Source organism: Nocardia sp. CA-119907 (genome assembly GCF_050955995.1).
Classification (GTDB): Bacteria; Actinomycetota; Actinomycetes; order Mycobacteriales; family Mycobacteriaceae; genus Nocardia.
On sequence record NZ_CP192091.1, the window covers coordinates 3,010,050 to 3,028,053 of the forward strand.

Below are 18,004 nucleotides of genomic sequence, written 5' to 3' on the forward strand. Positions count from 1 at the left end.
TGGGTGGGGGAGTATTGAAATCGGTTGTACTGGCAGGTGGGTTCAGTGTGTGGCCGCGACTCGTTCGATGACCGAACGCCACGATTCCAGCGGGGCGACTTCGCGGCCGATGATCTTGCCCGCATCGTCGGCGCGGCGCAGGGCGATAGCGGCGGTGAAGTCGGGATCGGCTTGGAATTCGGCGATTTCGGCGGGCGTCATCGGGCCGCCCTGGGTGATCAGGGTGCGCTGGCTGGCAGGGGAGAGCGTATGGGCGGCGTCGGTGGCGGCGAGATAGCGTTTGGCGACGACGTGCAGCTCTATCAGTCGGGCGACGCGGTCGCCGAGTAGGGGGCGGATCGCGTCCGCACCGTGTTCACCGTGGTGTGCGTCATCGCCGGGGACGAGTTTGTGGCCGATGTCGTGCAGTAGTCCGGCCAGTTGTAGCTCCTCGTCATCGGGATGGGATATGCGCAGCAGTTGGGCGCACTGCAGGTCGTGATCGAGGATGTCGACGGGGTCGCCACTGCGGTCGGGCATATCCCAGACGTCGGCGCAGTCGGTCAGCAGGTTGATCAATTCGTCCACGGTGGATACCGACAACCTCAGCCCCGATCTCGCGATGCGACCGCTCACTGCTGATGCGGTGAGCGAAATGGTCTGGACCAGTTTGCCGTCGATTGCCGATCAGTGGGGTTGCGGGTGCATGGCCTTTCGGTGAATGCTGGCCGGACACGTGGCAGGGGTCGATGCGCGCTCCACTCCGATCTCCACCCCACCGGATTCCGAAACAGATATGGCAGGCTGACCGCATGCGTGTTGCCGTTGTTGCCGGGCCGGATCCAGGCCATGCGTTTCCGGCTCTGGCGCTGTGCGAGCGGTTTCTGGCCGCCGGTGACGAGCCGGTCTTGTTCACCGGACCGCGCTGGTTCGATGCCGCCAAGGAAGCGGGCATCGCGGTCCGCAGACTCAAGGGTCTGGCCCCGCGCGCCGTCGACGACGACCGCGATGCGGGTCAGCGCATCCATGAACGTGCGGCGCATATTTCGACCGAGATCCTGCCCGATCTGAGCGCGATGCTGCCGGAACTCGTGGTGTCGGATGTGCTCACCGCGGGCGGCGGGCTGGCTGCCGAACGACTGGGAGTGCCGTGGATCGAGCTATCGCCGCATCCGCTGTATCTTCCCTCGAAGGCGTTGCCGCCCATCGGCAGTGGTCTCGCGCCGGGGGAGGGTCTGCGCGGGCGACTCCGCGACGGCATGCTGCGCACCATGACCGCGCGCGCCATCCGCAACGGTCTGCGTCAGCGGGAGCAGGCGCGCGAAAGTATCGGCCTGCCCGCCATCGATCCGGGTCCGGCGGCCCGCCTGATCGCCACCCTGCCCGCCCTCGAAGTACCGCGCCCCGACTGGCCGAAGCACACCCATGTCATCGGCCCACTGCTGTGGGAACCGACCCGGAAGACGCTCGACCTACCGCCCGGCGACGAGCCACTGGTCATGGTCGCGCCATCGACGGCGCATACCGGCGTCGCGGGCATGGTCGACACCGTGCTGGCCGCCCTGGACGGGGCGGGAGTACGGGTCGCCATTTCCATGCTCGACACTCCGCCGACCGACCTGCCGCCCTGGGCGACCGCCGGACTCGGCCGTCAGGACGAACTGCTCACCCACGCCTCGGTCGTCGTGGGCGGCGGTGGGCACGGCCTGCTGGCGAAATCCCTGCTCGCGGGTGTCCCGATCGTCACCGTCCCCGGCGGCGGCGACCAATGGGAACTGGCCAATCGTGCCGTCCGCCAAGGCAGCTCGATCCTGGTCCGGCCGCTGACCGTGGACGCCGTTCGCACTGCGGTCCGAGAGCTCCTCGACATCCCCTCCTACGCAACTGCGGCACAGGAGGCGGCCTCCGGCTTCGCGGATGTCGCCGATGCCATCGGTATCTGCCACGACGTCCTCAGCGTTCGAGCTTGATTCCAGAAGCGCCCGCTTCAGTGCTGATTCGAGAATGGGCAACGCCATCGCATACCGGTATCTGGAAGTGAGCGCGGCGACGCGAGTATCTTGAACACGGTGCGGTTGACCGAGTTCCAGGAGCTGTTGCACACCGAGTTCGGTGTGGCCCGTGGCGATACCCTGCTCAAAGATCACACCATCCCGGCATTGGGCGGGCGGACGGGTGCCGCCGCCATCGAGGCGGGTATCGATCCACGGGATGTGTGGCGCGCGCTCTGCGCGGACTTCGATGTACCGAGATCACGCTGGTGACCGATGGTGGATACCGCTTCGACGGGCGGCTGCGCATGATCGCTACCGATCATGAACAGCTGGCTGCCCGGGTAGCGGTCGCCCGCCCGGTCGATTTCGCCGAATTCCGCAGGACCGGCATCGACCTGCTACTACTCGGCCGCTACGACGAGGCCCTGGATCACCTCGATCGTGCCCTCGAACTCGCGGACAGCGATCGCCGCCGGATTTCGGTCTGGATCAACCTCGGCGATGCCTACCGGTATCGCGGCGATGTTGTCACCGCCGAAACGCTGTATCGCCGGACCATCGACCAGGCTCGTGACTGCGCGCCGGAGGTGGTGTCCTTCGCACTGCAGCACCTGGGCAAGGCGCTCGCCGAACAAGGTCGGCTGCCGGAAGCCAAGGCGCTACTGAATGAGGCGCTGAAGTTGCGCGTCGCCGAGGGCGACGCCGAATTGATCGAATCCACGCGCACCACCTTGGACGCCCTCGACGAACTGCCCGCGACCTTGCCGCCGAAGGTGGTCGCGCTGCTCGGCGAGGAACCCATGTGGTCGGATGATCACGAAGGGATGGGCGGCAGTGTCGCGCACGTCAACGGCACGTACTGGGTGAAGCGGGGGCCGAAGGCGGCTGCCGAGTACGAGCGGTTGCACTGGTTGCGGGGCAGGGGGATTCGGCTACCGGATATCGCTGTGTTCGAAGATGACGTCCTGGTGCTGGCGGATGCGGGCGTGCCGAGCCTGGCCGCACTCGACGACCCGGCGATATCGGTGGGCGCGGTCATGGGAGCGGTGCTGCGTCGCCTGCACGACATCCCGGTCGCGGAGTGCCCGTTCGACGGCGGGCTGGATGTCGTGCTCGCTCAGGCGCGGCGCAATGTGCTCGAGGGTCTGGTCGATACCGAGGACTTCGATGACGACCATCGAGGGCTGACGCCCGAACAGGTCCTTCAGCGGCTGCTCGCCGAACGCCCGACGGACGAGGATCTCGTTGTCGCGCATGGTGATTTCACCCCGTCCAATGTCCTGGACGGCGGTCTGCTGATCGACGTCGGTGGTCTGGGCGTGGCGGACCGGTACCGCGATCTGGCCCTGGTCGCACGTGATCTGCCCGCCGACTTCGATGACGACGAACTGCGCGCGTTCTATACCGCCTACGGTCTCACCGAGCCGGACCGGCGGCGGCTGGGCTACTACCGGCTGCTGGACGAACTCTTCTGAGCTCAAGCCCTTTTCGCGTAGTGGCGCGCGGCCTTGGTGCGGTTGCCGCAGGTCGCCATCGAATGCCATCGGCGGGTGCCGTTTTTCGAGGTGTCGTAGAAGAACAGCACGCAATCGGGATGCGCGCACTGGCGGATCCGGTCCGGTGCCTCCGCGAGTAGCCGCAACAGGTTGTCGGCGGCCAGCCAGCCGGGGAGCCAGGTCGCTTCGGGCACGTCGACGATATCGGCCGGGCCGGTATCGGTCAGGGTGCGTCGGATCCGGCCGTGGTCGAGCACCTCATTGAGCGCGGCGGGTGAAGTGTGCTTCAGCACGTCGTAGACGGCGGTGCGCGCGGTGAGTACCGCCTGCAGGGTCGGTTCGTCGGCCTTGGCGCGCTCGGCCAGCCCGGCCGAGGTCAGCCAGATGCCGAGACCCGCCACATCGGTGAGCAGATCCTGCGGCCCGTTCTCGATCCACCGGGTGTTCAGTAGGTCGAGTGCCAACGGTTCACCGAGGTGGGGGCGTGGATCGGGCATACCTGAGGGTAGCGATCCGGCTTTTGTCGTCAGGTCGACCACCGCCGTTCTAGCTAGTCAAATCGATTTTAAAGGTTGACGCTTAGTTTGCGGCTCGCTATGTTCTAACTAGTCAAACAGTCTATGACGGTTATTCATTTCGAGGAGGATTCACGATGACGACAGCCATCGCGCCACAGTTGGTCACCGGACATATCGGCCTGAACGTCTCCGATCTGGACCGCTCGGTGGACTTCTATCGGCGCGCATTCGGTTTCGAACAGCTCGCGGCCAACACTGATGACGGCAAACGCTGGGCCTTCCTCGGCGTCGACGGCAAGCTCATGGTGACCCTCTGGCAGCAGTCCAACGGCACGTTCTCCACCGAGACTCCCGGTCTGCATCACCTTTCGTTCCAGGTCGATACCATCGAACAGGTGCGCGCGACCGAGGCGCTGCTGCGCGAACTCGCGGTGGATTTCGTGCACGACGGTGTCGTCGCGCACGGTGAGGGTGTGGCTTCCGGTGGCATCTTCTTCACCGACCCCGACGGCATCCGGCTCGAGGTCTATGCGCCCACCGGCGCCGAATCCGCTCCCGCGCCGAGCGGCGCCGCTCCGACCTGCGGATTCTTCTGAGCCGATGAACTACTTCCACTCCGGTGAGGTCGCCGTACAGCAGCGAACGGGCCAGCAGCACATCGCGGACCGTGTCGGCCGGATGATTCGCGGCGATATCCCGGATGTCGCCGCGGCTTTCCTGGCCGAACAGCCGATGGTCGTGATCGCGGCCGCGGACGATGCGGAACGCGTGTGGGCCGGTGAGCTGGTTGGGCCGCTGGGGTTCGTGCACGCCCTCGATGCCGAGACGATCGCGGTCGAGGCATTTCCGGCAGCCGGGGATCCGCTGCATCGGGCGCTGACCCGCCCCGCCCGGATCGGCATGATCGCGCTGCAGCCGCAGCGGCGCAGGCGGATGCGAGTCAATGGTTTCGCGGTGCCGACGCAGTGGTGTGACGGGCTGCGGATCGCCGTCGACCAGGTGTATTCGAACTGCCCGAAGTACATTTCACGCAGGTCGATCGAGTCCTACCGACCCGGTGTCGATATTCCGGCGCCGCAGTACGGTACGGAACTCGACGCACACCAGCGAGAGCTGATCGCCGCGGCCGATACGTTCTTCGTCGCCACCGCGGATGCCGACGGCAATGCCGATGCCTCCCATCGCGGCGGCAATCCCGGATTCCTGCAGGTGCTTTCGTCCACGCGACTGCGATGGCCGGACTACCAGGGCAATTCGATGTTCATGACGCTCGGGAATATCGCGGTGAATCCCCGCTGCGGCATTCTGATCCCGGACTGGAGCACCGGCGGAACACTGCAGCTCACCGGAGCCGCCGAATTGGTCTGGAATGCTGAGACATTCACCGTCGGAGCCCAATGCTCGATCGACTTCACCATTACCGATGTGGTGGAAGTCCGCGGTTCGGGCCCGCTGCGCTGGGGTCCTGCCGAACTCTCCCCGACCAACCCATGACCGGATCCACACCCTTTGCGGACATCCACCAAGGGTGCGGCCCGAATCCGATACCGAAGAAGGAGCTTGTGATGCGACCCCCATTGCCGCCGTTCGACCTGGAATCCGCCAAGGCGAAGGTGCTTGCCGCCGAAAATGCCTGGAATACCAGGGATCCCGAACGTGTCGCCGCCGCGTACACCGAGGATTCGGTGTGGCGCAATCGCGACGAGTTCTTCACCGGCCGCGACGCCATAGTCGAATTCCTCACCCGAAAGTGGTCCATCGAGAACGGCTACGCGCTGCGCAAGGACCTCTGGGCCTTCGAAGGCAATCGCATCGCGGTTCGCTTCCAATACGAATGGCACGACGAATCCGGCCAGTGGTGGCGCAGCTATGGCAACGAGCAGTGGGAGTTCACCCCGGACGGTTTGATGTCGCGGCGCGAGGCCAGCATCAACGATGTCCGCATCGAGGAATCCGACCGCCGCATTTTCGGCCCGCGCCCGGAAGGGGACGAATCCGTGCTGCCGCAGCAGTAGTGCGGGGCGTTGCCGGTTCGACGATCCGCTCGCGGCTAGTGCCGGAACCCCTGCGATGTGAGGGCTCCGGCACGCGTCCGCTCTGCGGATTTACCTACACGGCAACAACTTCCCGCTCCGCGGGACCATCCGCGACCACCTCGTGCTGCCGATGGAACAACCCGAATGCGATCACCCCGAATACGATCCCGACCCCGGCCGCCACCGCGAACGCCGCGTCCAGTCCATCCACGAACCGCGACAGTGTCATCGGCTGATCGGCATCGGCGATCTCGCGGAATACCGTGCCCAGTACCGCTACTCCGAGCGCGAGTCCGAGCTGGCGTGCGGTATTCACCGCGCCAGCGGCGATTCCGCCCTGTAGCGGCGGCACCGCCGCCATTCCCACCGCCACCAGCGCGGGTGAATTGATGCCGATGCCAGCACCGATCACGACGAACCCGGGAACCAATGCGGTCCAGGATGATCCGGCGTCGATGATGGTGAGCAATCCGGTTCCGATGCCGAGCAGCACCAGACCCGCCCCGATCGTCCACTTCGGCGAAACATCGTGCAGCAGCTTGCCGAACGCACCTGCGACCACGAATGCGGTCGCCGCCATCGGCAGCATGGCCAGGCCCGCGTGCAGCGGCGTCATATGCAATTGCTGCTGCAGCCACAGCGATACCAGGGGAGTGGCGGCGAAGGCCGCGAACGTCTGTCCGGAAGCCGAGACCAGCGTGGCGCCGAAATTGCGGTTGCCGAGCAGTGACAGCGGGAACATCGGTGCCGCACTGCGGTATTCGATGAATGCGAAGGCCAGCAATGCGACCGCACCGAGCGTCAGCGCGAGCAATGTCGCGCCATCGGACCAGCCGTGTTCACCGCCCCGGATGACACCATAGGTGACCGCCGTCGCGGCGGTCGCGAACGCGAGCATCCCGGGGATGTCCACGGCCCGATCCGCCTGCCGCGGCGACGGCTGGAACACAATGGCGGTCAACACGATCGCCAATACCGCGATCGGCAGGTTGACGAAGAAGATCCACCGCCACGACAGCGCCTCGGTGAGCACACCGCCCAGCACCACGCCGATTCCGGCCGCCGCACCCGCGACCGCACCCCAGACGCCGAAGGCGACACCACGGTCCCGACCGGTGTAGGTGGAGTTCAACAGCGACAGTGTGGTCGCGAACATCGCGGCGCCGCCGACACCCTGCAGTGCCCGCGCCGCGATGAGACTCGGCGACGTATCGGCGATCCCGCAGATCAGCGATGCGATCGCGAAGACGATGAGCCCGGCGAGATAGGCGCGCTTGGCGCCGACCCGGTCGGCCAGCGAACCGAGTACGAGCAGCAGCGCGGCCAGCGCCAGTGCGTATCCGTCCACCACCCACTGCAGTCCGGAGAGTCCGGTGCCGAGATCGGCGGCGATATCGGGAAGCGCGACATTGACGATGGTGACGTCGATGAGCAACATGAGCGTGCCGAGGCACGCGGCGAATAGGGGGAGCCATTTCTTCACTGGAGCCTCCGGGGCCAAAATGAACGATTTCGACACCCAGCGTGCGCGGTGCCGCGATATCCACATAGCCACCGGTCTATTGGCGATATATTCCTCCTATGCAGTCTGTGGATGAGTCGGAATCCTCCGTTCTGGATGTGCTCGACAAGCAGATCGTGCACGCGCTCGTCAGCGATGCCCGCATCGCGTTCGCCAAGCTGGGCGCCATCCTCGGGGTTTCGGAGCAGACGGTGGCGCGCCGCTACCGGTCGCTGCGTCAGCGCGGCATCCTACATGTGTCGGGGCAGGTGAACGCGGTGCCGCTCGGGCACGCGCGCTGGGCGATTCGGCTCCGGACGACGCCGGACAAGGCGGTGCGGCTGGCCGAATCGCTGGCCCGGTTTCCGGATCTGAGCTGGGTCACCCTGCTCTCCACCGGCTCCGAGGTGACCTGTGTGAGCCGCCCGCGCTCGGTGGAACGCCGCGACAAACTGCTGCTACAGACATTGCCGCAGGCCAGCCAGGTGATCGGCTTGACGGCGCACGAGGTGATCCACCGGTTTCCGCTCGACGAGGAGTGGCCGCATTTCAGTCACCTTTTCACCGCGGCGCAGTTGCGCGAACTCGGCTCGCGCTCGACGCGGGCCGATACGGGACCGGAAGCGCCGGTGCGGCTTTCGGCCGAAGACGAATCGATGCTGGCCATCCTCGGCCGCGACGGCCGCGCGCCCTATGCTCAGATCGCCGCCGAAATCGGTTGGACCCCAACGAGAGTGGCGCGCCGCATGGCCGAACTGGTCGAATCCCGGGTGCTCTACTTCGATCTCGATTTCGCGATCGAGCGAATGGGGTATGCCGTGCGCGCTGCGTTGTGGCTGCGCACCCGCCCGGCCGATCTCGCGGCGGTGGGCACCGCCATCGCGACGCATCCGGAGACCGTATTCGTCGCCGCGACCACGGGGCCGGTCAATCTGATGGCGTCGATCATGTGCCGCGATACCGCCCACCTCTACCGCTATGTCACCCAGCGGCTCGGCGCCCTCGATGGGATCACCGATGTCGAGGTGACACCGGCCCTGCGGGTCTTCAAGCAGGCGCAGACGCTGCTGGACAGCGACCGGATATCGCTGGTGCGGTGAACGGGCGGTGGTGCGGAATCGGCCGTAGCGCGGCGGTTGCCCGGTGCGCCGAAGTCGGCTCGCGTGTTGTCGGGCGCGTCGCTTGACTCGAACATCTGTTCGTCTAGGCTGGTCGCCAGAACTTGTCGGTGCCGCCCTCTAATGTGGGCGCCAACCAAGAACGAGACTTACCTGTCGAAAAGGGGATCAGGACATGGCACCACAGGCGTACGACCGCGATAAGGCGCTCGAGCTGGCGCTGGCGCAGGTCGAGAAGAGCTTCGGCAAGGGCGCGGTCATGCGTCTCGGCGAGGAGGCCCGCCAGCCCATCTCGGTGATCCCGACCGGATCCATCGCGCTGGACGTGGCGCTCGGCATCGGCGGTTTGCCGCGCGGCCGCATCATCGAGATCTACGGTCCGGAGTCCTCGGGTAAGACGACCGTCGCCCTGCACGCGGTGGCCAATGCCCAGGCCGCGGGCGGTGTCGCCGCCTTCATCGACGCGGAGCACGCGCTCGATCCGGATTACGCCCGCAAGCTCGGCGTCGATACCGACGCGCTGCTCGTCTCCCAGCCCGATACCGGTGAGCAGGCCCTCGAGATCGCCGACATGCTGGTGCGTTCCGGTGCGATCGACATCATCGTCATCGACTCGGTGGCCGCGCTGGTGCCGCGTGCCGAGATCGAGGGTGAGATGGGCGATAGCCACGTCGGTCTGCAGGCTCGCCTGATGAGCCAGGCGCTGCGCAAGATGACCGGTGCGCTGAACAGCTCCGGCACCACCGCCATCTTCATCAACCAGCTCCGCGAGAAGATCGGCGTGATGTTCGGCTCGCCCGAAACCACGACCGGTGGTAAGGCGCTGAAGTTCTACGCCTCGGTGCGCCTGGATGTGCGCCGCATCGAGACCCTCAAGGACGGCAGTGACGCGGTCGGCAACCGCACCCGCGTGAAGGTTGTGAAGAACAAGGTTTCGCCGCCGTTCAAGCAGGCCGAATTCGACATCCTCTACGGCCAGGGCATTTCCAAGGAGGGTTCGCTCATCGATATGGGTGTCGAGCAGGGCTTCATTCGCAAGTCCGGCTCCTGGTACACCTACGAGGGCGACCAGCTCGGCCAGGGCAAGGAGAACGCCCGCAAGTTCCTGCTGGAGAACACCGACGTCCGCGACGAGATCGAGAAGAAGATCAAGGAAAAGCTCGGCATCGGCGCCGATGTAACCGCGGAAGCGGCCGCAGAGGTTCCCGCCGATTTCTGATCCGATGAACCCTCGGCGCCCAACATCACGTCCCGGTCGGCCCGTGCCCGATGCGGCACGGCCCGATCCGGTGGATGAGGTCCGGCGTCAGCTGAACGAGCTGCTCTCCGCCTCGGGACGGCCTGCTCTCCTGGCGAATACCGGATCTCGCTCGGGTGCGCCTGGATCGATACGGGCTCGGAAGTCCGAGATTGACTTGGAGGCCTCGGGTTTCGAGGCGAGTGCGTCTGGGTTGGAGCGGGGTCGGTGGTCTGGGGTTGATTCGGAGGCTTCAGGTTTCGGGGCGCGTGAGTCCGAGTCGGGTCGGAGGCGGTGGTCCCGGGGCGATTCGGAGGCCGATGGTTTCCGGTCGGATGAGCCTGAGTCGGGTTGGGGTCGGTGGTCTGAGGTTGATTCGGAGGCCTCGGGTTTTCGGTGGGAAGAGGGGGATGGACGGGTCCGGTTGGCCGAAGGTGGTTCGGCCGATTCGGACATCATGGGAACTCGGTCGAGCGCGCCCGATCCGCAGCGGGCGCGTTCGACTGGGTCCCGGCGCGGTCGCAGGCGCCGGAACGAGTTCCGGCGCAACGACTCCCAGTCGGCTGACTTTCAAAGTTCCGAAGGCCGATGGGTGGATCCGGTGGCGGCCGGATTCGAGGAGGGTGAACCGGCAGGCATCGACGCTCCCCACGCAGGTGGGGCTGATCCGCGATCCCAGTCCGAGCGCACCCCCCAAGGCGGGACGGTCGAGCAGGCGAAGGAGGCGTGTCTTCGCCTGCTCGCCGTCCGCGCCCGCAGCCGTGCCGAACTAGCCCAGCGCCTAGCGGCCAAGGGTTTCACTCCCGATATCACCGAACGTGCCCTCGACCGCTTCACCGAGGTCGGCCTGATCGACGACGCCGCCTTTGCCGAACAATGGGTCCACTCCCGCCACACCTTCTCCGGCAAAGGCAAACAGGCTCTGGCCCAAGAACTCCGCCGCAAGGGCATATCCCAATCCGACGCCGCCCCCGCCCTCGCCGCCATCACCGCCGACGACGAGGAAGAACGCGCCGCCGAACTGGTCCGCCGCAAACTACGCACCATGCCCTCGAACCTGGACCGCGACAAAACGATCCGCCGCCTCGTAGGCATGCTCGCCCGCCGCGGCTACCCCCAGTCCACCGCCTTCACTGTAGTAAAAGCCGAACTCGCCCACGCGCAATCCGACGTCCCCGACCTCAACTGAGCGCCCGCCGCGCCTGGCCTGGTCGGCAGACGGACCGATCGCCACTGTGGTGCACGCCGAAGCCACCCAGGCACAGGCTCAATATCCCGGCCTCGACTGAGCCCGTGCTCCCGCAGTCGGCAGGCGAGCCCGACGCCCGCTCTACTGACCCGCAGTGCCCATGACGAAGTCGCCGCATAGCCGACGAGAATGCGCTGATGCAGTGGGTTCCGATGTTTACCTGCACCAGCGCATGGTGATCACCGGTCCAGGACTGCGCCACGAGGGTCTTCGTGGCGAAGTCGTGGACTGGTGTGTGGTCCAGAGTGGGTCGTACCGGTCCCCGTAAACCTAACTACGACAAGATAATCCGCTGTCATTGGCGCTCGCCCGCTCGACCCCGCCGAAGCGCGCGACGTGCCCCGCATAGCCACGAGAATGCGCTGGTACAGGTGTGTTCTCGATGTTTACCTGCACCAGCGCATGGTGATCACCGGTCCAGGACTGCGCCGCAGGGGTGTTCGTGGCGGGGGCCCGGACCCGGGGTGGTCGACGGCCGATCGCGCATCCGGTCCGGTGCCGATCGCAGGTGGGGTCCGTAGTCCTTGGACTGCGATGGGTGAGAAGGTGTCTGGTCGCGATGGCTGGTGCGGCTATGGGGCGGGCGGTTGCGCAGCGGTAGTGAAAGATGGACTGGCGCAGTGCTGAGCGGTGGGTCTGGGTGTAGATGGCTTGGCACGACGGGGGATCGGTGGAACCTCGGGGGTCAGTCTTGGAAGGCGGGGGTGAGGAATTCTTCGCACCATTGGCGGAAGGTGGTGGGGGTGGTGGATTGGGAGGTGCGGGGTTCGGTGTTGTCGAGGCCGTTGTTTTTGGCTTCGAGCATGTCGAGCATGCCCTGAGCCATTGCTTCGGACATGCCGGATTCGAGGAGTCTGGCTTTGAAGGTGGTGCCGGGGATCTGTTGGAAGCGGATCGGGCGGCCGAGTACTTCGGACATGATCTGTGCCATGTCGTTTCCGGAGAGGTCCTCGGGGCCGAGGATGGGGACGCTGTCCTGTCCGGTCCAGGAGTCATCGAGTAGTAGTTCGGCGGCGACAGTGGCGATATCGCGGGTTGCGCAGGTTGGGCGTTTGTGATCGGGGGAGAGTGGCCAGAAGAATGCGCCCTGGCTTTTGATGGTCTCGACTTGGCCGAGCATATTGTCCATGAACGAGGGCAGGGTCAGCGCTCGGTAGCTCACGCCGGTGCCGGCGATCAGATCGTCCATGGCCAGCGAGGCCGTGACCAGTCCGGCGTGTCCGGCCACCGCCGATCCGCGCCCGACGGCCGAGACGCCGACCACTCGCTTCACGTTCTGGCTCGTGAATGCCTCGCACGCGGGCCGGGTGAAGTCGAGAAACGCCGTATCGAGGCTCGTGGCGCGAAGGTTCGGGGGAAGCAGCCAGAACACGGCGTCGGCGTCGGCGAACGCCTTGGTGACCACATCGATATCCCCATGTGAGCCTGGCACGATGTCTACGCGCTCGCGGATGTCTGCGGGCAGGCGTGCGGGATCACGTGCGATGACGCGGACCGGTGCGTCGCTGGCGAGCAGATGCTGGAGGACCTGGTGGCCGATGGTGCCGGTTGGGGTGGTGACAACGATCATGATGACCTCTGTTCGAGTGATTTGGCATCGGCCAGTCAACTCGGCACGGCATCGAACCTGAAGGACCGATTCGATACCCGTTGATACCGTGGGGATATGAGTGATCTGGAGGTTCGCCAACTCCGATACTTCGTGGCCGTCGCGGAGGAACTGCATTTCGGGCGCGCTGCCGAGCGACTGGGGATGGCACAGCCGCCGTTGTCCCGGGCGATTCGAGAACTGGAACGCCAGTTGGGTGTTCAGTTGTTCGAGCGCACCACCCGGCAGGTCGTGCTCACCCCGGCCGGTGAGGTTTTGCTCCGCGATGCCCCGACCGCGCTCGACGCGGTCACCGCCGCCGCGCAGCGAGCCCGGCACATCGGGCAGCCCACGCCCGGGTTGCGGCTCGCGCTCAAAACCGATTACGACGGCGGGCTCCTGCTGCAGATCCTCGAGACATACCACCGTGCGGAAGCGGCGATTCCGGTCGAGGTGATGTTGGGCGCTCGGGGCGAGCAGGTCCCGGCCCTGCGCCAGGGTCGAGCGGATATCGCACTGCTGCCCACCCCATTCGACGACCGCGACCTGGATGTCGAACCCCTGCTGACCGAGCCCCGCGTGGTCGCATTGGCGGCGTCCGATCCCTTGGCCGCCCGCGCAACCCTGTGCTTGGCCGACCTCACCGGCAGAACACTTCCCGACGGCTCACCCGCCGACCAGGACGGCCTGATCCCCAACGCCCACAGCGGATCCCACGGCCCGAAGTCGCCCGCCCGCCGGACAAACCTGGACCTGGCACAGATCTTCAACCTGATCGAACTGGGCAGCATCATCTGGTTCCCACCTTCCTCGGTGGCCCGCCGCCATCCCCGCCCCGATATCGCCTACCGCCCCGTCACCGACCTCCAGCCGACCACCCTCGCCCTGGCCTGGCCGCAAACCTGCCGCTCATCCGCCGTAGCCGCCTTCGTCCGCGCCGCCACCGCCGTCGCAGCAGCCACCTACCCACCCGAATCCGCCACGACAGAAAGACCGTCGACCCCCAGCCTTCTCGACGCGGAAGGGCTCCAAGGCATCGTGATCTCGTCCTGACCGCCGCATCGGTTCGGGGACAGCCTGACCGCCCGCCCTACCGCCATCATCGCGGCCTCGTCGCTTCCGCACTCAACGACGTCACCCGCGAGTTCGGCACCGCACTCGGTGTCGCCCTCCTCGGCGCGCTCGTGGCGACCGGCTATCGCAACGCCATCGACGACAAGCTCGACGAGATCCCGCAGAGCACCGCGGACACCGCGCGAGAAGGTATTGCCAACGCCATTGAGGTGGCCGGGAGCACTGGCTCGCACGCTCGAGACCTAGTCCACGCGGCCCAGCAGTCCTTCGTCGAAGGTTGGCAGCAGGCCATGTGGGTCGGCGTCGCCGTCATGGGCGCTCCTCTACATCGTGCTCCGTGGGCCGAAGAACCCGGGCCACATAGTGGAGGACGACGCCCAGGACGTTGAGACCGTCGCCACCCGATGACGGTTTGCGTGCTGGGCCAACGGAACGGGTGCTAGTGGGAGACACACCCGTGCACCGCGCACGGGCAGTCAAGCTGACGCGTCGCTGAGACACGTGTTCTCCGGCGTAACCTGCAATCCGCCGGTTCCGCGGCTGGGTCGGCATGCCGCCGTCGGCCTGGCCGCACCCCCGCCGCGAACCTCACCGCACCCATCGCCGAGGCGGGAGTCCGCGATCGGCGACCAGGGCGAGGCGTCTTCGAGTCGAACAGTCAGCCGGGGCTCAGGACTTCTGAGTGATATCCATTCCGGGGGTGGCGTCGGTCAGCACCGAGTCGGCGGCGACGACCGTGGCTCCCCTCTTGCGTTTGCGGGAGCGCAGGCGCTGCTCGAGCTTATTGGCCACCACGGTCAGGGTGCTGTTCAGCAGAATCATTACTACTGCGACGACCATCAGCGCGGGGACTGTATTGCGTTCGGCGGCGCCGAGTTGGGAGCCCTGACGGACGATCTCGAGGTAGGTGATCTGGTAGCCGAGGGCCGAATCCTTCAGCGCGACCACCATTTGCGAGATCAGTGCGGGCAGCATCGCGGTGATCGCCTGCGGCAGCAGGATCAGTCGCATCAGCTGGCCCTTGCGCAGACCGAGGGCCACTGCGGCCTCGGTCTGCCCCTTGGGCAGCGATTTGATGCCGGCGCGCACGATTTCGGCGATGACCGAGCCGTTGTAGACCGTCAGCGCGATCACCACGGCCCACAGTGCGAGCTGATCGACCTTGAATAACTTGTAATCGGAAAAGACGTAGAACAGGAAGATCATCAGGATCAGCACCGGGATGGACCGGGCCACCTCGACGATCGCGCCCGCCACCCAACGCACCAGCCGATGGTCCGACAGCCGCAGGATGCCGAAGATCATGCCGATCACGAGTGCGAACACAATCGACAGCAGCGCGGCCACGAGGGTGCCGCGCAGACCGGGCAGCAGGTAGGTCTTCCAGACGTCCGGCTCGACGAACGGCTTCCACTTCTCCGCGGTGAACTGTCCCTTATCGGCGAAGCCGCGGTAGAACACCCAGCCGAGTGCTAGCACCGCGGCAATCGCGATGACGGAATAGATCTGGTTTCGCAGGCGCGCGCGTGGTCCCGGCGCGTCGAAAAGGACCGAAGCTCCGGAACTCATCGGACCACCTCGTATCGCTTGGCCAGCCAGCCGAACAGCAGGCCGGTCGGCAGGGTCAGGATCACGAAACCGAGGGCGAAGATGAAGCCGATGGTGATCAGCGCGGCCTCGTTCTCGTTCATCTTGGCCATCAGGGTCGCGGCCTCGGCGACGCCGATGGCCGAGGCGATCGTCGAATTCTTGGTCAGTGCGATCAACACGCTGCCCAGCGGGGCGATGACCGAGCGGAATGCCTGGGGCAGCACCACGATTCGCAAATTCTGCACGAAGGTGAAGCCCAGTGAACGGCCCGCCTCGGACTGGCCCATCGGCACGGTATTGATGCCCGCGCGCAGCGATTCGCAGACGAATGCCGCGGTGTAGATGCTGAGTCCGAGTACGGCGTAGCGGAAGTTGTTCTGCGCCAGCGAGTTCGGGCCCTCGGGGGCGAGCTTCCAGCCCATCGTGGAGTAGAGGCCGAGCGAGCAGAACACGATGATCAGCGTCAGCGGGGTATTGCGGAAGATGGTGACGTAGGCGGTGCCGAGAAAACGGGCGACCGGCACCGGAGAGACGCGCATGGCGGCGACGAGTGTGCCCAGGATCAAGGCGAGGACCGCCGATGCTGCGGTCAGTTTGATGGTCACCCAGAAGGCGCCGAGGACGTCATACCTCGAGATCAGGTCGAACACGGTGGGCGCGTCCCTCCGATCGGATCGATGTGCGGCGGCCGGAGATCGTCCTTCCGCGCGCGATGTACATGGGGTGCTCGTAGCGAAGAGATCGGGTGGCCCGGTCCGGGCCACCCGATCAGGAATTTCAGTACCGGTTCACCGTCGGCGGCGTCGGCGCCTGGTAGCCGGAGGCACCGACCGTGGAGTCGAACGCCTTCTTCCAGGAACCGTCGGCGATCATCGCCTCGATCGCGTCGTTGACCTTGTCGCGCAGTTCCTTATCGCCCTTCTTCAGGCCGATGCCGTAGTTCTCCGTGGTGAACGGCTTGCCGACGACCTTGAAGGTGCCCGCGCTCTGCGCGGCGTAACCGGCCAGGATGATGTCGTCGGTGGTGACCGCGTCGTACGAACCCGCCTGCAGACCCTCGAGGCACAGCGAGTAGGTGTCGTTGGTCTGCAGCTGGGTGTCCGGGTAGTTCTTCTCGATGTTCTGGGCCGGAGTGGAACCCTTCACCGAGCAGACCTTCTTACCCTTCAGATCATCGGGTCCGTTGATGCTGTTGTTGTCGGCCTTCACCAGCAGCGACTGGCCCGCGACGTAGTACGGCCCGGCGAAGTCGACCTTCTCCTTGCGCTTGTCGTTGATCGAGTAGGTGGCGACGATGTAGTCGACCTGACCGTTCTCGATCAGCGTCTCGCGCTGACCGGAGGGCGACTCCTTGAACGTGATGTTCTCCGGCTTCACGCCGAGCTTGCCCGCGACGTACTTGGCGACCTCGACGTCGAAGCCGCTGTAGGAGCCGTCCTTGTTGCGCAGGCCGAGGCCCGGCTGATCGAATTTGATACCGACGGTGAGCTTGCCGTCCTTGGCGTGGTCCAGTGCGGTTTTATCGCTGCCGCCCCCACAGGCGGCGGTGCTGGCGGCCAGTGTCAGGGCTACCGCCCCGATGCCGAGTCGAAGCGCACGGTTGATCCTCATCGAGTTCCTTCTCCCTCTGGTGTTTCCATGGCCGAAGTCTTTTACGGTTGCGGTGATTACTCGGTTCAGTGGCTCAGGATCTTGCCGAGAAAATCCTTGGCGCGGTCGGACTTCGGCGCGGTGAAGAACACCTCGGGCGTGTCGTCTTCGACGATCAACCCGTCCGCCATGAACAGCACGCGGTTGCCCGCCTTGCGCGCGAATCCCATCTCGTGGGTGACGACGAGCATCGTCATCCCCTCCTTGGCCAGCGACACCATGACGTCGAGCACCTCGTTGACCATCTCCGGGTCCAATGCCGAGGTGGGCTCGTCGAACAGCATCACCTTCGGGCTCATCGCCAGCGCGCGGGCGATCGCCACCCGCTGTTGCTGGCCGCCGGACAGCTGCGCCGGATACTTTTCGGCCTGGTTGGCGATGCCGACGCGCTCGAGCAGTTCCATCGCGCGCTTGCGGGCGTCGTCCTTCTTGACCTTGCGCACCTTCAGCGGCGCGAGCATCACGTTCTCGACGATCGTTTTGTGCGCGAAGAGGTTGAACGATTGGAATACCATCCCGACGTCGGCGCGCAGTGCGGCGAGCGCTCGGCCCTCGGCGGGCAACGGCACGCCGTCGATGGCGATATCACCGGAGTCGATGGGCTCGAGGCGGTTGATGGTGCGGCACAGCGTCGACTTCCCGGATCCCGAGGGACCCAGAACAATGACTACCTGCCCCTTGGGGACTTCGAGATTGATATCACGCAGAACATGCAGTTCACCGAAATGCTTGTCCACATTGCGCATCGAAATCATCGGCGCGCTCGTGGCGGTACTGCCCTCATCAGAACTAGCTGCCCCGGTTTTGGCCAACCCGATTGTGTCGGGTGCGGCGGCTTCGTCGGTCATGGTCCAAGACCTTAAGCGGAAAACGGCGATTTGCCCCGGTTTCCGCGACACACCGTTACGCCACGCCGGGCCGACACAGCGCCGTAACCCATCCGATGCGACCCGGTCGGGGCCCGGAGCCTGCGC

At 65.7% G+C, this 18,004-nt stretch carries 18 protein-coding genes; 10 read left to right on the forward strand and 8 right to left on the reverse strand.

Features of this window, described 5'->3' with window-relative positions:
• Positions 1 to 42 precede the first annotated feature (42 nt).
• A complete protein-coding gene (locus ACQP2D_RS13275; RefSeq protein ID WP_433684003.1) occupies positions 43 to 567 on the reverse strand; it encodes an HD domain-containing protein in 525 nt (174 codons plus the stop codon).
• Between the two features lie 224 nt (positions 568 to 791).
• On the opposite strand from ACQP2D_RS13275, the gene ACQP2D_RS13280 reads away from it, so the two are divergent.
• The 3 genes from ACQP2D_RS13280 (at position 792) to ACQP2D_RS13290 (ending at position 3,448) form a co-directional block, all read left to right on the forward strand.
• On the forward strand, positions 792 to 1,949 hold the full coding sequence (locus tag ACQP2D_RS13280) for a glycosyltransferase (protein WP_433684004.1): 1,158 nt from the start codon (positions 792 to 794) through the stop codon (positions 1,947 to 1,949).
• Positions 1,950 to 2,048: 99 nt separating this feature from the next.
• Entirely contained in the window at positions 2,049 to 2,243 is a 195-nt protein-coding gene (locus ACQP2D_RS13285; RefSeq protein WP_433684005.1) for a DUF3046 domain-containing protein, read from the forward strand.
• Positions 2,240 to 3,448 (forward strand): phosphotransferase, encoded by a 1,209-nt coding sequence (locus tag ACQP2D_RS13290; RefSeq protein ID WP_433684006.1) that lies wholly within the window; start codon positions 2,240 to 2,242, stop codon positions 3,446 to 3,448. The genes ACQP2D_RS13285 and ACQP2D_RS13290 overlap by 4 nt, the downstream gene beginning before the upstream one ends.
• A gap of 2 nt (positions 3,449 to 3,450) precedes the next feature.
• Here ACQP2D_RS13290 and ACQP2D_RS13295 read toward each other — a convergent pair whose 3' ends face one another.
• A complete protein-coding gene (locus ACQP2D_RS13295; RefSeq protein WP_433684007.1) occupies positions 3,451 to 3,966 on the reverse strand; it encodes a CGNR zinc finger domain-containing protein in 516 nt (171 codons plus the stop codon).
• A 155-nt stretch (positions 3,967 to 4,121) separates the two neighbouring features.
• On the opposite strand from ACQP2D_RS13295, the gene ACQP2D_RS13300 reads away from it, so the two are divergent.
• From ACQP2D_RS13300 to ACQP2D_RS13310, 3 genes are all read left to right on the forward strand, one after another.
• On the forward strand, positions 4,122 to 4,583 hold the full coding sequence (locus ACQP2D_RS13300) for a VOC family protein (RefSeq protein ID WP_433684008.1): 462 nt from the start codon (positions 4,122 to 4,124) through the stop codon (positions 4,581 to 4,583).
• 4 nt (positions 4,584 to 4,587) lie between these two features.
• Entirely contained in the window at positions 4,588 to 5,481 is an 894-nt protein-coding gene (locus ACQP2D_RS13305; protein ID WP_433684009.1) for a pyridoxamine 5'-phosphate oxidase family protein, read from the forward strand.
• A 68-nt stretch (positions 5,482 to 5,549) separates the two neighbouring features.
• Positions 5,550 to 6,002 (forward strand): nuclear transport factor 2 family protein, encoded by a 453-nt coding sequence (locus tag ACQP2D_RS13310; protein ID WP_433684010.1) that lies wholly within the window; start codon positions 5,550 to 5,552, stop codon positions 6,000 to 6,002.
• A gap of 94 nt (positions 6,003 to 6,096) precedes the next feature.
• Here the strand turns inward: ACQP2D_RS13310 and ACQP2D_RS13315 are convergent, their stop codons facing one another.
• On the reverse strand, positions 6,097 to 7,506 hold the full coding sequence (locus ACQP2D_RS13315; RefSeq protein WP_433684011.1) for an MFS transporter: 1,410 nt from the start codon (positions 7,504 to 7,506) through the stop codon (positions 6,097 to 6,099).
• 98 nt (positions 7,507 to 7,604) lie between these two features.
• Here ACQP2D_RS13315 and ACQP2D_RS13320 point away from each other — a divergent pair, with 98 nt between their 5' ends.
• From ACQP2D_RS13320 to recX, 3 genes are all read left to right on the forward strand, one after another.
• On the forward strand, positions 7,605 to 8,624 hold the full coding sequence (locus ACQP2D_RS13320; RefSeq protein WP_433684012.1) for an Lrp/AsnC family transcriptional regulator: 1,020 nt from the start codon (positions 7,605 to 7,607) through the stop codon (positions 8,622 to 8,624).
• Between the two features lie 193 nt (positions 8,625 to 8,817).
• Positions 8,818 to 9,861 carry a recombinase RecA gene (recA, locus tag ACQP2D_RS13325; protein WP_433684013.1) on the forward strand — a complete coding sequence of 348 codons (1,044 nt, stop codon included), beginning with the start codon at positions 8,818 to 8,820 and terminating at the stop codon, positions 9,859 to 9,861.
• A gap of 655 nt (positions 9,862 to 10,516) precedes the next feature.
• A complete protein-coding gene (gene recX / locus ACQP2D_RS13330; protein ID WP_433685633.1) occupies positions 10,517 to 11,068 on the forward strand; it encodes a recombination regulator RecX in 552 nt (183 codons plus the stop codon).
• Positions 11,069 to 11,813: 745 nt separating this feature from the next.
• On the opposite strand, the gene ACQP2D_RS13335 is transcribed toward recX, so the two are convergent.
• Positions 11,814 to 12,698 carry an NAD(P)H-binding protein gene (locus tag ACQP2D_RS13335; RefSeq protein WP_433684014.1) on the reverse strand — a complete coding sequence of 295 codons (885 nt, stop codon included), beginning with the start codon at positions 12,696 to 12,698 and terminating at the stop codon, positions 11,814 to 11,816.
• Positions 12,699 to 12,794: 96 nt separating this feature from the next.
• On the opposite strand from ACQP2D_RS13335, the gene ACQP2D_RS13340 reads away from it, so the two are divergent.
• Entirely contained in the window at positions 12,795 to 13,769 is a 975-nt protein-coding gene (locus ACQP2D_RS13340; RefSeq protein WP_433684015.1) for a LysR family transcriptional regulator, read from the forward strand.
• Positions 13,770 to 14,459: 690 nt separating this feature from the next.
• On the opposite strand, the gene ACQP2D_RS13345 is transcribed toward ACQP2D_RS13340, so the two are convergent.
• From ACQP2D_RS13345 to ACQP2D_RS13360, 4 genes are all read right to left on the reverse strand, one after another.
• Positions 14,460 to 15,359 carry an amino acid ABC transporter permease gene (locus tag ACQP2D_RS13345; RefSeq protein WP_433684016.1) on the reverse strand — a complete coding sequence of 300 codons (900 nt, stop codon included), beginning with the start codon at positions 15,357 to 15,359 and terminating at the stop codon, positions 14,460 to 14,462.
• Positions 15,356 to 16,030, reverse strand: coding sequence for an amino acid ABC transporter permease (locus ACQP2D_RS13350; protein ID WP_433684017.1), 675 nt, complete (start codon positions 16,028 to 16,030; stop codon positions 15,356 to 15,358). Before ACQP2D_RS13350 ends, ACQP2D_RS13345 begins: the two co-directional genes overlap by 4 nt.
• 127 nt (positions 16,031 to 16,157) lie before the next feature.
• On the reverse strand, positions 16,158 to 16,991 hold the full coding sequence (locus ACQP2D_RS13355; RefSeq protein WP_433684018.1) for a glutamate ABC transporter substrate-binding protein: 834 nt from the start codon (positions 16,989 to 16,991) through the stop codon (positions 16,158 to 16,160).
• A 65-nt stretch (positions 16,992 to 17,056) separates the two neighbouring features.
• Positions 17,057 to 17,785: an amino acid ABC transporter ATP-binding protein gene (locus tag ACQP2D_RS13360; protein WP_433685634.1), complete on the reverse strand. Its 729-nt coding sequence runs from the start codon at positions 17,783 to 17,785 to the stop codon at positions 17,057 to 17,059.
• Positions 17,786 to 18,004 lie beyond the last annotated feature (219 nt).